Origin of the sequence: Methylotenera versatilis 301 (assembly GCF_000093025.1) — a bacterium.
GTDB lineage: Bacteria > Pseudomonadota > Gammaproteobacteria > Burkholderiales > Methylophilaceae > Methylotenera > Methylotenera versatilis.
This window is the reverse complement of record NC_014207.1, coordinates 2,889,611-2,904,115: the sequence shown is the minus strand read 5'-3', so window position 1 is coordinate 2,904,115 and position 14,505 is coordinate 2,889,611. Positions and strand designations below refer to the sequence as shown.

At 43.6% G+C, this 14,505-nt stretch carries 10 protein-coding genes; 1 reads left to right on the top strand and 9 read right to left on the bottom strand.

What is annotated here, in order from left to right:
• Entirely contained in the window at nt 1–1,323 is a 1,323-nt protein-coding gene (mltA, locus tag M301_RS13350; protein WP_041360246.1) for a murein transglycosylase A, read from the top strand.
• Nucleotides 1,324–1,410: 87 nt separating this feature from the next.
• Here the strand turns inward: mltA and pqqA are convergent, their stop codons facing one another.
• The 9 genes from pqqA to M301_RS13310 all read right to left on the bottom strand — a co-directional run bounded on the left by pqqA (nt 1,411) and on the right by M301_RS13310 (nt 14,354).
• Nucleotides 1,411–1,482, bottom strand: a complete 72-nt coding sequence (gene pqqA, locus M301_RS14480) for a pyrroloquinoline quinone precursor peptide PqqA (protein ID WP_012777389.1) — start codon at nt 1,480–1,482, stop codon at nt 1,411–1,413.
• A 139-nt stretch (nt 1,483–1,621) separates the two neighbouring features.
• Complete coding sequence (locus M301_RS13345) at nt 1,622–3,253, bottom strand: hypothetical protein (RefSeq protein WP_013149311.1); 1,632 nt, start codon at nt 3,251–3,253, stop codon at nt 1,622–1,624.
• A gap of 38 nt (nt 3,254–3,291) precedes the next feature.
• A complete protein-coding gene (locus M301_RS13340) occupies nt 3,292–4,653 on the bottom strand; it encodes an MFS transporter (protein ID WP_013149310.1) in 1,362 nt (453 codons plus the stop codon).
• A gap of 38 nt (nt 4,654–4,691) precedes the next feature.
• Entirely contained in the window at nt 4,692–6,071 is a 1,380-nt protein-coding gene (locus M301_RS13335) for a DUF3999 domain-containing protein (protein WP_013149309.1), read from the bottom strand.
• Nucleotides 6,072–6,116: 45 nt separating this feature from the next.
• Nucleotides 6,117–8,924: a DUF2339 domain-containing protein gene (locus tag M301_RS13330; protein ID WP_013149308.1), complete on the bottom strand. Its 2,808-nt coding sequence runs from the start codon at nt 8,922–8,924 to the stop codon at nt 6,117–6,119.
• Nucleotides 8,925–8,948: 24 nt separating this feature from the next.
• The gene (locus M301_RS13325; RefSeq protein WP_013149307.1) at nt 8,949–10,184 is read right to left on the bottom strand and encodes an amidohydrolase family protein; all 1,236 of its coding nucleotides are present in this window, start codon (nt 10,182–10,184) and stop codon (nt 8,949–8,951) included.
• 26 nt (nt 10,185–10,210) lie between these two features.
• Entirely contained in the window at nt 10,211–11,836 is a 1,626-nt protein-coding gene (locus M301_RS13320; protein WP_013149306.1) for a YiiX/YebB-like N1pC/P60 family cysteine hydrolase, read from the bottom strand.
• 26 nt (nt 11,837–11,862) lie between these two features.
• Nucleotides 11,863–13,995, bottom strand: coding sequence for a bifunctional acyl-ACP--phospholipid O-acyltransferase/long-chain-fatty-acid--ACP ligase (aas, locus tag M301_RS13315; RefSeq protein ID WP_013149305.1), 2,133 nt, complete (start codon nt 13,993–13,995; stop codon nt 11,863–11,865).
• A 53-nt stretch (nt 13,996–14,048) separates the two neighbouring features.
• Nucleotides 14,049–14,354, bottom strand: coding sequence for an ArsR/SmtB family transcription factor (locus M301_RS13310; protein WP_013149304.1), 306 nt, complete (start codon nt 14,352–14,354; stop codon nt 14,049–14,051).
• Between the last annotated feature and the right edge of the window lie 151 nt (nt 14,355–14,505).

Sequence of the window (14,505 nt, the reverse complement as noted above, 5' to 3'; positions counted from 1 at the left end):
ATAAAAAGAATTACAGCACTTCTTTTGGTGGCGATTATTAGCGGTGGTCTTACTGCATGCGCAAGTAAAAGTCTAAAAGCAAGTCCGCCCACTAAGCCCGTTGCTAAATGCGACTGTAGCCCGAGTAAAAATGCTGTAAAGGTAGCACCTGATACTAGCCCTGTACAAATTGTTGAGCCTGATAGACCAGTAATAGAAGCTAAGCCACTAGATGTAAAGCCTGCTGATTCAAAAATCGCTGACTACGGTTTGTTAAAACCCGCACTATGGGAAGACGTTGATGGCTTGGGTCAAAGTAAACAAAATTTATCTGATCTGAGTCTATCTTGGCCAGCTTGGATGCAAAGTTGCAGCACGCTTATCAATAAACCTATGTGGCAAAAAGTCTGTAATGCCGCCACACAACTTAATAGTCAAACGACTAATAAACCTAACCCAGAAGCTATTTTTGCGTATTTCAAGCAAAATTTTTCTGTGTATAAAACTACTAATATTGATGGGTCAGATAGCGGCCTAATTACAGGCTATTACGAGCCAGTACTAAGAGGTAGCCGTTTTAAATCTGCTAAATATCCCAATCCTTTGTATCAGGTGCCGACTGATTTAGTGACGGTTGAGCTGGATAGTTTGTTTCCAGAGCTGAAATACAAGCGTGTACGTGGCCGATTGGTGGGTAATAAATTAGTGCCCTACTACAACAGAGCGGACATTGAGTCAGATGCCGCACCGTTAAAAGGCCGTGAGTTTATGTACATAGATGACATCATCGATGTTTTCTATCTTCAAGTGCAAGGCTCAGGGCTAGTGCAGTTAGAAAGTGGCGAGCAAGTGCATGTTGGCTATGCAGATCAGAACGGATTCACTTATAACTCTATCGGACGCTTACTCGTAGAACGTGGTGAGTTGACTATGGCTAATGCTTCTATGAACGGCATTAAAAATTGGGCGCGCAATAACCCAGCCAAACTACGCGAGTTACTGAATAGTAATCCCAGCTACGTATTTTTTAGAGAGCTGCCTGCAGGTTTGCCCGGCCCATTGGGAGCGCTGGGCGTGCCTATTCTAGCCGAACGTGTTGTGGCAATAGATCCTAAATATGTGCCTTTAGGCGCCCCGGTATTTTTGTCTACCACGGAGCCAAACAGTAATAAGCCGCTTAAACGTTTGATGATGGCGCAAGATACCGGCGGTGCGATTAAAGGCGGCGTACGCGCTGACTTCTATTGGGGTGATGGTAATGAAGCGGGCGCCAAGGCTGGTGCAATGAAGCAATCAGGCAAGATTTGGGTATTTTTGCCGAAAGAGTTTGTCATTAATAAGTAAAAATTTAAATCCTTCAAAGCATGCGGTAGATAACAAAAAAGGGTGCATAAAGCACCCTTTTGCATAAGCCAGAGCTTATTATTTAAACTATTTATTCATTACGTACATTGTCACTTCGAAACCAAAACGCATTTCTGTAGCTGCTGGTGTTGTCCACATAATAATTCTCCTTTTTAGTTTAATTTCGCATCGCATTTCTGCTTAACGTGTTGCTACTATAAGCCTGTGCTGAATTAATAGAATGACTAGAGTCATGAATGACAGCTAATGAAATTCATTAGATTTCATTAGCTGACTGTTAATTTCTAGCGTTGCGCTTTAGCAGTTTACGTATGAGCCAAGTCAACCCACCCACAATAAACATCAATACAGCAGCTACTGGTAGCGGTAGTAATGATGGTGATGCTAACTTTAATGCAGCGCCATCTTTAAGTGCTTCAGGAAGAGGATTTGGCGTGGTGGGTATGATCTTCCATTGACTGCGGTCAGCTGGTGCTTGATGCATGTATTGATCAAAGCTATACACGGGCGCCAAACCAAACGCGCGGCTAGAGGGAATTTGCGGAATTCGTACAAAGTAAATCGCTTCAATATCTTCACTAATTTGGCGCATGAAGGGTGTCGTTGGATTGTGGTCAGTGTAAAGCTTGCTTGACCATTGATTGGCACCTAGTAATAAATTTTCGCCAATTGCATCAAATGTAACCGCTGGGAAAAGGCGCGTGGTTTCAGTATTCAGATAATCATAAATTGCGCGGCCTTTGCTTAGGCTCATTTCAGTGGCAGCTACATAGATATAGGCAGCAGTGGCTTTAAGCTGGCTTTCAACACCTCGCGTAGGGATGTTCCATCCAAGCGCTCTAAGCGTATCGATGCTGGTGCCTGCGCAGTTGTTCCGTGAGTGATCGTAGACAAAATCATTGCGATAAAAATGGTTGTAAATGCGGTTGGTTGTGGCCTGAAATTGTGAAGGTACAGTATCACTTTTTAGCACCGCAACCAGCATGTAGGAAGGGCGGTAAAAGCTCTGACCGCTATTAAGGTCAGCCAAGTATTTATCCATAGGTGTAATGCCTGCGATGATGCCTTTTTCGCTATTCGCGGCAAGATTGTAATAGTTATTCACCAGCCAACGTGAGTAATTGCCATCGGCTTCCATGCGACCTGTCACCACAGCAAAATGACCGCCATGTGCTTCATCGTCATCGCCTTGCGCGCCATTGAGCATGAATGCGAGCACGGCTTTTCCAGCTACTTCTTTTGCTACACCTGGTGCTTTTTCCCAAAGCAGTCGGCTTTCGTAGACGCTTTTAGCGCCGCCATTTTCATATTGAACTAAACTTTTTAGTGATTCATTAGTGTTCAACGCGTTAAGATTTGCATTGGCATCAATTTTGAAATCAAGCGGCCAAACTGTACGTGCGGTAAACCCTTTGTCGGTCAATTCTCCGCGTAATCTGACATCTCGTTGTTTAAAAAATTGTAAAGTGCTGTCATTCCAATAAGAAAGATTGCTTGGAATTTTATTGGTAATGAAAAATGGACTAGTTAAACTTGATGTTTCAATCACCATCGTACCGTTATCATTAAGTCTGGCTTGTGGAATCACATATTGCGAGCTCAGCCATACTAGGGGAGGTAACGCTTTTTCATCTTGATTTTTAACTACTTCTTGCAACGTAAAGTCGGCTTTCGAAACTACTGCTATAGGCATGACTTTTTTAGGGACAGCGATCAATTCTTTTTTAAAATACCAAAGCGCTTGTGGAATAGTGGCACAGTCTTGGCATTGCCCGTCGGTAATTGTGAAATTGTCAGCAGAGTAAAGGCCGAGTAAGCCATCCTCAGTTGCTGGAATAGGATTGGCTTGAGTATTTAGACTTAAAAGTAAAAATGTTGGTGCGATGAGTGTAGATGTAATTTTTTTCATTCTTGAATGCAAGTGAGTTATCTAGCAGGCTTATATATTTAACGCTTAATCCATGCGATAAATGTTTTGAAGTATTCAGGTTGACGAATACACAGGTAGATAGTCACCAATACATTAAGTAATGCAGTGGCTAAAAATAACTGTGGAATATTAAGACCTTTGCCCAGTAATAATATGGAAAAGCCCGCTGAAACCACCATAAATAGAGCATTCAAAATATTATTAGCAGCAATTACGCGGGATTGATGGCTTTTTTCAGCGCGTGTTTGAATTAATGCGTAAAGCGGGACGATATAAAGCCCGCCAAAGAAACCTGTTAAGGCAATATCAGCCAACAAGCGCCAGCGTGCCACGGACTCATGGTTAAAACTGTAAACATCAGGGTTGTAAGCATGGCTGTAGGTGATAAATGACTTGTAATCGAACATGGCTTTAAGATTTACAGTTTCATGCAGGTAAGTGCTAGAAAAGTATAAATCAGCGCCAAATATAGTGAGTCCGATGGCGCCGAATACCACCAAACCGACTTCTAACTTCCCTTTGGATAGCTTTTCGCACATGAGTGAACCAATGCCGATGCCGATTGAGAAAATAGACAGCAGTAAAATAAAAACACTTTCATTACCCAGCAAGATGTCTTTTGCAAAATTTGGGAATTGCGCCAATAAAGTTGCGCCGTAAAACCAGAACCAAGAAATACCAACAATCGCTAGCCATATGGTTTGGTCGGCCCAAATAAATTTAATGTTTTTTACCGTTTCGGTGATGGGGTTCCAATTAATTTTAAGGTTAGCATCCGCGGAAGGTGAGTTTGGTATGCCTCGGCTGCTAAAGTAACCTAAAAAGCCGATTGCAATAATGGCGATGCTGGTAAATAGTTCGTGATGCGCAACAGTGGCCAGTGATGCGCCTAGTACTTGACCCAGCAAAATTGCCACAAAGCTACCCATTTCCACCATGCCATTGCCACCAATTAGCTCCGTTTCCTTTAGATGCTGTGGCAGGTAAGAGTATTTTACTGGGCCGAATATGGTTGAATGCATGCCCATCATAAATAATGCTGTCGCTAGCAGCCAGATGTTATGCAAAAAGAACCCCGCGCTGGCGAAAGTCATAATCCCTATTTCAAATATTTTTACATAGCGAATGATTTGCGACTTTTCAAACTTATCGGCGATTTGCCCCGCAGTGGCTGAGAATAGAAAGAATGGCAAAATAAATAGCCCTGGCAGCAAAGTGGCGAGCGTTGCGCCATCGATACTACTTAGGCTTGAAGCATGAAAAGCCACTAATGTGATGAGCGCAGTTTTAAATACATTATCGTTAAATGCGCCTAAAAACTGTGTAAAAAAGAATGGTCGAAAACGCTGTTCGCTCATTAGGGTGAATTGATTGCTCATGGATTGATTCCTATTTTCTAGTTTTTATTTGAACGGACTTATTCTTTAGTATCAGTTTTGAGTAATGAGAACGCCATGCCAGCTAGTAGCAATACACCTAAAAGCAAGCCGCCCCATAATAGCCAGCGTTTGTAATCGATAGGCGCTGTCCAAGTGTTAGCTGCTTGTTCAGTTGATGTGTTGTTAGCACTCACTTCTAACGTAAGGCTTGATTTTGCTAGTGTTTGTATTTTTTCAATCTTGTAATCTGGGATTAAACTAGCGATTGAAATGTTGTTCACAATGCTAGGTTTTTCACCAACATGCAGTGTAAATGGTGCTTGTCCACGGGCGTTCCATACCACAGTGGATGGTAGCCAGCCTAAAGATAAACTTGGGTTTTCTGCACCGATGCCACCGCTTGCTTGGTTGAATTGCAGACGCCAATAGCGAGCCACAGTTGGTGATAAAACTACGTCAGGGCTAGTGAAAGTTTTGCCTTGTTGCATCAGGCGATACACTGATGCGGTCGTCAGGTATTCCCAAGGTTCGTTGGTATTGTTACGCACCTGAATAGTTGCATTGGTAATGGTGTTGTTTTGCGGTAGTTTGATCTGCAAGTAACTTGCAGGAAAATGTCCGGCAGATTCGAAATCGATATTCACTAAGCCGTTTTTAGTGTCTTCGCTGCGCGCTAGCAATTGAATAGTTTGTAGCACTAACTGAGGGGCGATGCTTTGCACTTTGCTGTATTCAGCATTGGTTTTTGTGAGTTTAAAGCTCGTGCCATTTGGCTCTATAGCGCGAATTTGTAAATAGCGTGCTTCGGTCGGGCTATCTAGCGAAATGGTATTTTGCAGAATGCTGTTGTTCGCATTAGCTGTTTTCAGCAGTACTGCATTACCTGCGTGCGACCAGTTTTGCAAATCGTGACTAGTTAGCACTTCCAAAGTGAGTAGCTTGCCGTCAACGCCTTGCCAATCAACTGAAATAGTTTCTAAAGGCGCATGTTTTTTGCCAGCATCTAGCAGATAAATGGCGTTGGCTTTTTTACTAGCATCAGCTTCGCCGTCGCTTGAAACAATATCAAGTGAAGTATTGCCTGCACCTTTCTGTAAATGAATACGTAACTCGTTTGGGTTGTCCAGCGCACTTTCTTTAATCGGATAAATAATCAGCGGTTTGCTGTCTTGGTGCGTTGTGGTTTGCGGATGTAAGTCTTCATAAGGTATCAGCGCATAAGGCACTTGTTCGCCTGACGCATTTTGTATGGTCAAGTCTTGCAGTGAGCTGCTGTGCGTGTATTGATAAACTTCTTTGCTGATGTTGGTTTGGTAAAATGGCTCGTTACCATTGGCATCTAACTTAAAGCTGGCTGCCATTGCGGGTGGCATCAGCACAACGAGCAAACCCGCAATCATCAGTTGAGTGTTTTTCATGGCAATATCCTTTTTGAGTCTGTTCTTATTTTTAGATTACTATTTTTAAGCAGCATTGAGTTCTTTTTTAACTGGCGGTAGCGGCGCAAAATAACCCATCACCAGCAACATCAAACCTGCACCAATGAACGAAGCGATGCGTTCAACCGAGCCATGTTGTGATAAATCGAGTAAGAATAATTTAGCCACCACTAAGCCCATTAATGCTGCGCCGACAATCCAAATTTGGCGTTGACCACGTTTGTGTGCAAGCAGCATGAGTGCGAAGGCTGTGACACCCCACAAGAAAGTGAACGACATTTGCACTGTAGAGTTGGTGAATATTGACGCCCATTCGAATGGTGTACCCACCCAATGATGCAGCGTGCGCAACAATATACCATTGAGCAAGGTAAAGCCCATGATGCTAGGTATTACAGGCATCATGCTTTGTAGCTTGCCTAAGTGTTTATGCACTCCGCGATGCCAGATGAATAACAATAGTAGTACCGCTGCTAAGGTAATATCTAGTGGGTTAATCAATGGCACATAAGGTAATGGTGCTGCGTTGCCGCTTGAGTTAAACGACATAAACATAAACCAACCGATGAGTGATGCAACCAGCGGCACACAGCCAATCCAAGCCCAAGTGCGGGCGCTGCTTAGTTGTGCGCTTGAAAGCGTATTCTTTTTAGCGAATTGCCAGCGCGTGATGCCCAATACGATAGCAATTGGAATAATCGCCCAACCGATGTCTTTCCAAACGTTGGATTCTTGCACATATAAGCCAAGCTGATATTGCCATTCCATCACGCCAATAATTGCACCTATCCATAACAATGGTGCGCGTAGAAACGAGCCGTTTGGAATATGGTCACGTTTAATCAGCCAGATGTAAGCGGCAAAAGCACCTAGCCAGCTATAAGCGCCGAAATAGGCAAATGGGTGTTTGTTATCAAACGCAACTAAGAATAACTCCCAAAGTAGAGTGATTACCATGGCTGGCATTAATAGCAGGCTTAATTTCGCAAGTTTCTCCCATCTAAAGAAGCGCGAAACAAGCGGCAGCAACACACTAGTGATGGCGATAAACGCAAGGCTTGCGTGCATAAATAAGTCTTTATCTAACAGCTCATCAACCGCAGTTAAGCCCGAAGACACCCACCATAACCAGCCCCACAAGGCTAATAATGTAGTCAGTAATGAGAATTTTTCAGGGCGTAATTTATTCCACAAGGCACCACATGCCCAGCCAGAAAGCGCGATAAATCCAACGCCTAAATACATATTTTGGTCATTCACTCCCGTGTAACCAGTCAACCCCCAGCCTTTAATAAAGGCAAATGCCGCGAGTATTTGTAAGGCCAAGCCTGACAGCGTTGGAAATGTGCGATTTTGACGCAAACCCACCCATAACAAGCCCACACCTTCAACAGCCCAAGCGGCTGATGTCCAGCGACCATCTAAAGCAAGCGGTAAGGTTAACGTGATAAAGCCTATGCCTAGTGCTAAAAAGCATTCGCCTAAGAATTTTAGCGTTTCAAGCTTACGTTTAAATACCCACCAAGCCAAACCTATGTAGAACACACCAAGTGCTAACGCGCTATAAGCAAGGCCAAAATGCGAATCTTTCAGTAAAGCATATTGCAGGCTAAATGCGACTAATGGTGTGCCAAAGACTAAAGTGGCATCAACATAATCACTCGCTTTTGCCGCTTGGCGATGGGCGAATAACACTGCAATACCAGTGAACAACAAGAAGAAAATAATCAGGAAGGGTTCGGTGGTGGCAAAGTTGTCAGGCACGTAACTTTTCGCACCCCATATAGTGCCGATGATAAACGTGAAAGCCCAACCAAGCACATTCAGTGGGCGCCAGCTTTTGTTGAATGCCACGTAGGCAATCGCTAGGTTCAGCACTAAGTAATAACTAAACAACCCTACATGGCTGCCGTGCCCAGTGGAGGTGAGTACGGGTGCCAAAAAGCCGCCTGCAAAGCCCAGCACGGCGAGTGGCATAGCAGATTGTTTGACCGCTATAAACGCTGAAAGGAATGCGATTGCGACCAGTAATGGAAAAGCAGCGCCTGCAGGTATTAATTGATACAGCTTCAATGCGGCAAAAATCGTGAGGTATAAAATGCCGATACCACCACCTTGTAAAGCCCATGAATACTCAGTGCGCTTGTCGCGCAAGCGCCAACCGACTACGAGTAAAGCCACGCCGCCTAAAGCAACCGCTGCCAAACGTAATTCAATAGGGATAAAGCCATTATCAACCGCAAGTTTGAGTAAAAAGCTAATGCCGATAAACAAAATCACGATGCCAGAACGCACGAGCGTATTGCCGCCAAATAGCCAATCCTTTGCTGCAGTAATGCCTTTCTCAATAAAGTTGGGCTCTGCAAGTTTAATCGGTGGTCGGGTGATGGTTTTTGGTGCAGCAGAACTTGTGGTCGAAGCGCTGACTGGTTTGATAGAGACTTCTTGAGCGCTTGCTGCGTGAATATTTGGTGTTACAGAAGCCAAAACTTGTTCAGTTAAATCGTTATCAGAGCTTGTATTGAGGGTTGTTGAGTTACTCGTTTCAATTGCAGGCTCAGCCGCTGGTTTAATGACCATACTAGGCACCTCTGTTTTAAGTGCAGCAAGCGGCAGCGACGTGTTCTGCTGCTGGCTTTCCACAAATTTTTTCAGGGTATCCAGTCGCGTGCTTAATCGAGTGATTTCAAGGCTTAACTTTTCAGTTTCTCGCTCAACTTCTCTAATCTTGGTTTCTTTATTATTGGACGAGAATAGTGAGAAAAAGCCCGCTATGCCGCCAATTGTGACGACTATCCCCAATAATCCCAGCATTAAAAATAATGATTCCATGACGCTCCCCCTTTGCTTTTCTTGTTATGCTTTTGTTTTAATTAATTCTGTATCAAAAACTCTTCTGGTTTCAAAAACCTGCTTAGAAAATCCTACGCCCTGCCATTGCAATAAACGTTTTAAAGCAAAATCAAACATTAGCGGATTGTAATTGCGTAATGTTTGCAAAAATAATAAATGTGATTCTTCCAGCAGGCCCTCGCGGTAAAGTTGCTTGGTGGAAATGAGCGGCAATATGGCTGGTAGCGGGTAATCAGTGCCGTTGAGTAAACGACCGTGCCAATCTGTTCGGGATAAAAGAGGCTTAATGACCCATGCATGATTAAATAAAGTGATTGCGGAAATTTCGCCAAATACTAAATTCTGATAAGCAGGTGTGTCCATCATGCGTGTAAATAACTCAAAACTTTTTACCGTTTTATTCTGGTGGTCTAAGTCTTCGTCACACCCATCACTTGCGCAGTGAGCAAGTACTACACGCACGCCAGAATCTAGCGCTTTGCGCATTTTTAACGGATTGCCGAAAGCCTGATTGCCGACTTTCACTGCACTTTCGCGGCCTGTGTGACTAATTATGGGCATGTCTAAATCATGCAGTTTTTGGTAAAACTTAGCACACTTAGGCGACGCTGGATCTATATTCATACCTGTAGGCAGCCATTTAATTGCGCAAGCACCCTCGCTATGCGCTTTTTCTAGTGCATCTATAGCATCTGGGCGATACGGGTGGATTGAAGCGACCCATTGAAAATACTGTGGATATTGATTGGCGATTTTTGCTGCATATTCATTAGGCACGTGAAATATAGAGCTTTTGCTATCTGCCACACCTTGCTCGTCGCGAAACCAGTCAAAAGCAAACAGCATAGTTTTATAGCCGTGTGGCATTTCACTCGCTAATTGCGTCATGCGCGTTACAAAACTGGCATCTTCATTATGCTCAACGATGCAACCACCATTCATGTAAAAGTTTTTTTGCACTTTTAAAATGGGGTGCATCCAGCTTTCCATATTGGGATTAAACCATGCGCCACTGCCGCTGTCGCCCGCCCCGATGATATGTGCATGGCAATCCCACACTTGGCTTGCATCAATGCCTGCCCAAACTTTCGCCATCAGTGGATGATTTTTTAATTCGTCTGGTAGACCAGATAAGCATGGGTTGGTGAATCCAGATTCAGGCCAAAGTCTAATACCCGCAACGGCGCTGGTTGATAGGCCGAGTGCCGCTGCGCTAAGTAAAAACTGTCTGCGATTCATGTATTAAGCGATTAAGCAGTGAGTTTTTATAGAAAGCCTGTAAAGGACGAACGCACGCTGGGGCGGTTGTATTCGCCTGGCATTGGTTTGCCCTTCACTAACTTTTCATACAAGGCTAAGCCGTTCTCATCTAATTTGCTGTCGCTACCGTTGTCAAATACCAGCTTGCCATCATGACCAAATAACACTAATTGCAAAGGGTCGGCCTCAGTAGCGCCGGCACGTAAAGCAATGTCGTCTGGCGTGATGGCAAAGCTGCCGAGTACATTTTTAGTGACAAAATCCACTTGTGGGTAGGCGATATAAACTAGTTCTGAACAGACGATGGTATCGGTGGTGTTGACGTCAAAATTGAAGTCATATTTCTTACCTAAGTTGCCTAAAGCAAGCTCTACAGCTTCTAGCCTGTCTGCTAGAGTGAGATTTTTAGGACGTAAAATTGCCACGTCATCCACATTCATAAAGTCTTGCAGTTTATTAAGTTGCACGCCATTTCTTAGTGCTTCTACCACGCCGCGACCCTCATTGATTTTAGCCAGATTTTTTTGCACGATAGGTAAATCAAGTGCGTTCATTTCACGAAGCTGATCGGCTGTTCCTATGTAAATTGCCGCATGCCCAAAATGGCCTGGGATACTTTTGTCTGTGAGCGTGAAAGGTGTTTTTTCTAGCAAAATATCGCCAGGCTGCAATTGCGCCAGCATATTCTTTAACATCACGGCATCGTCCTTAAGTTTACCAGCACGCCAGCGCACTATGCCCATGGTATTGCCGACTACTTTTGAACTGGTAAATTTGATTTTATTTAAACCGCGCTCAGATAAATCAACCGCACCACCAGCTGCTTTCACTGGCAAAGTAAAAATCTCTTGAAATACATTGCCGCCCTTTAAGCCTTTAATCATCGGGCTTTGTGCAACTTCGCGATACAGTGACTGGATAGAGGATGAGCTATGGCTTATTTGCAGCTCAATTCCAGATTTATTATCTGCAAAGAAACGTACAGCATCGTTAAACGTTTTGCGATATTCAGGGTTGTTAGAGCGCACGGTTGAAGAATCATAAAAACCTTCTGGAATGCCGAACTCTGGGTAACCTTCGTTGAGTTTGCTGCGTAATAGGTGATTGTTATCCAAGGCTTGATGCATTTCTTTGCTATTTTCAAACAAGGTCACAGCCGCTGACATGGCAATCACGATTTCAGTCACACGCGCTTTGTCATCAATGTCATCATCCACGCGATATAACGCACTTCTATGTGATAAGGCTTGTTTGAATAGGTTATTACGTAACTCATGTGCCTCAGAAAGTGCTTTTGCCACGCGCAAGGCGTAAGCGGAAGGCAGTGCGCCATGATGCTTTTTTATCGCCTGATTTGACTCATCCACAAAATGTGGCAGTTGTTCACGCAGTTTCTTTGATTGATCTATTAGCGTTAAAACTTGCAGCGCGTCTTGCTCAAAATAAGAGGGATTACTTAAGTTTTGGATTTGACTGTTAGGGTTTATAAGGCTGCTATCTGGATTGGCTGCACCTTCAGTTGAGTTGGTGGCATAAGCAGGAGTAGCCAATAGCAGCGATAGGCCGAGAACATGAAAAAACTTTTTGTTAGATGCGGTTATTTTTTTGAGTGTCGTTTTATTGTATTTCAATTGAAAGTCCCCGATTGAGTGCTTATTTAAGCGGCTTCTGCCATTTTTTTAAGAGTGACGTAATCTGTTTTACCTGTGCCAAGTAATGGCAATTCTTCTACATGAATGATTTTGCGAGCAATGGCAATTTCTGGGCTGCCTAGATTTTTAGCCACTATTTGTAAGTCTTCGCGCTTTAATTCAGGGTCAGACGTAAATAGAACAATGTTTTCACCGCGCTGAATATCGGTTTGCGTACTGGCGGCATGTTGGTGTTCTGGTGCAGCTGTGCATGCGATTTTCTCAACTACTTCAAGCGAGACCATTTCCCCCGCCACTTTTGCAAAGCGTTTCACACGGCCTTTAATATGTATAAAGCCTTGAGCGTCGACTTCTACAATGTCGCCAGTGTTGTACCAGCCATCTTCAGGCGGAATGAGTACGCCGGGGTTATCGAATAAGTAATAACCCTTCATTACATTTTCGCCTTTCACGTGCAGCAAGCCACCTGAATCAATGCCTGGTATCGACTCAAGCTTGTGCTCCATGCCTGGCACGAATTGGCCAACACTGCCGTTCAAGTTGGCCATTGGTGTATTTGCAGAAAGCACTGGCGCGCACTCTGTTGCGCCATAACCTTCCAAAATGCGAATGCCGAATTTCTCTGTATAAGTTTTGCGGACTTCTTCATTAAGCTTTTCTGCGCCAGCCACTACGATTCTCAGTTTGTAGAAATCGTATGGGTGTGCGAATTTTGCGTAGTTGCCTAAGAACGTGCTGGTGGCAAAAAATACCGTACAGCCGCGGTCATAAATTACCTCTGGGATGATTTTGTATTGTAATGGTGATGGGAAAAGATGAATCTTGATGCCATTTAGTACAGGTAATAATGAGCCAGTAAAACCAAAAGCGTGGAATATCGGCAACACCATCATGAATTTGTCTGTTGGGCTAAAATCCAATATGGCCATGATTTGTGACGTATTAGACAGCAGGCTTTTATGCGAGTGCACAACACCTTTTGGTTTACCTTCAGAGCCTGAGGTAAACAGCACCACTGCTGGCTCATCAGGTCTATTCACTTCCATGGCGGCACGTGGGTAATGCATTGCATAACCCACCAGCCAAGCACGATCCACCACACTAAAATCTGCCCGCAAATCTTCTAAATATAGAACTTTAAGATTTTTAAGCTCTGCAATAACGCTTTCTAATTTAGCTGTTTCAATAAACTTATGCGAAGTAATGATGGTTTTTATATTGGCTGCGACACATGCGTTTTGCATGCCCGAGGTACCTGATGTGTAGTTAATCATGGCAGGTACACGGTTAAATGCACTCATGCCTAAGATGAGTGCAACCGTGTTGGTGATGTTCGGCATTAGCACGCCTACAGTCTCGTTAGCACTGCTCACTTTGGTGACTATTCGGCCGAGCGCTAGGCTCTTTTTTAATAAGTCAGTATAAGTTTCTTCCGTCTCATTCATGTCTTCAATGAGCTTGTAGTTGCTGCCAAATTTATCTACGGCGTCTAAAAAAGATTCAAATAATGTACGGCTTTTTTGCGCTTGAAATAACATTTTTTGCATGACGCTACGCATGCCCTCGCCCGCAATACGACGTCGTTGCTTGCCTGTAGGGAAGCCATGATTAGTCGCTTTAGGCATAACGATACTTGTGGTTGGCATCACAGTGAGCGTGACTTTTGGTAACAATCTTCTAGGGTGGTGGTTCGTTAAACGTCCAAAATAAGACTCAGCAGCGCCGTCAATGCGCACTGGCAGAATAGATGCGCCGGTTTTTGCTGCCACAAAACCAGGGCCGTCATAAACCTTCATTAAATTGCCTGTTAAGGTGATGCGCCCTTCTGGGAAAATCACTACGTTTTCGCCAGTTTCCAGCAATTTAATCACTTTTTTCATGGCAAGTGGGCTGGTCGGGTCTACTGCCAAATGGGGTGTTAAGCGTAAAGCCTGTCTAAACGTCCATTTCTTTAGCACTGAGGTGTGCACAACGAAAGTTGCTCTTTTAGGTAGAAATAAGCCGAGTAATAAGCCGTCTAAAAAAGATTCATGATTGGCGACGATGAGCAGTCTGTTTTCGGCTGGCACATTCTCCAGCCCGCGCACTTGAACGCGAAACAGAATCTTGCAAATAGATCGTAATATCTTTGCCAACATTTCAGCTCTCCCAGCTTTAGTAGCTATCACTAGTAGTGATAATTTATTTTTCTTTATATTTCGGTTTCAATATAATGCAATACGCCTTTTATAGCGCTAGTGATTTGGCTTTTATTCACCCAAAAATATACCTCTTTACCAATTTTCTCACTTTGTAGTGCGCCGCTTTGATGCAGAATTTTCAGATGGTGTGTCACCGCTGTTCGGCTTAATGTTGAAGCCGCTGCGATTTGCAAAATATTGAGTCGCTCTTCTTTTTCAAATGCCAATAGAATGCGCTGTCTATGCGCATCACCTAGCGCAATAAACAGATGAGCGATATTTTGCCATTCATCAGGAATCGTTGTGATTTTCTTCATAACTATATAATTAGTTATTTAGTTTTATCTGTCAAGTGGTTTTATTGAAACATTTTCATTTAGAATTAATTGTAGATGCAGTATAAATAAAAACGGACGCAAAAGCGTCCGTTTTTAAGAGCTGTAAGTTAGCTTTATTAAAGCTAACTTA

Excerpts from the sequence above, each read along its gene's own strand:
- M301_RS13345 (WP_013149311.1), bottom strand. The coding sequence starts at position 3,253 with ATGAAAAAAATTACATCTACACTCATCGCACCAACATTTTTACTTTTA.
- M301_RS13340 (WP_013149310.1), bottom strand. The coding sequence starts at position 4,653 with ATGAGCAATCAATTCACCCTAATGAGCGAACAGCGTTTTCGACCATTC.
- M301_RS13335 (WP_013149309.1), bottom strand. The coding sequence starts at position 6,071 with ATGAAAAACACTCAACTGATGATTGCGGGTTTGCTCGTTGTGCTGATG.
- M301_RS13330 (WP_013149308.1), bottom strand. The coding sequence starts at position 8,924 with ATGGAATCATTATTTTTAATGCTGGGATTATTGGGGATAGTCGTCACA.
- M301_RS13325 (WP_013149307.1), bottom strand. The coding sequence starts at position 10,184 with ATGAATCGCAGACAGTTTTTACTTAGCGCAGCGGCACTCGGCCTATCA.
- aas (WP_013149305.1), bottom strand. The coding sequence starts at position 13,995 with ATGTTGGCAAAGATATTACGATCTATTTGCAAGATTCTGTTTCGCGTT.
- M301_RS13310 (WP_013149304.1), bottom strand. The coding sequence starts at position 14,354 with ATGAAGAAAATCACAACGATTCCTGATGAATGGCAAAATATCGCTCAT.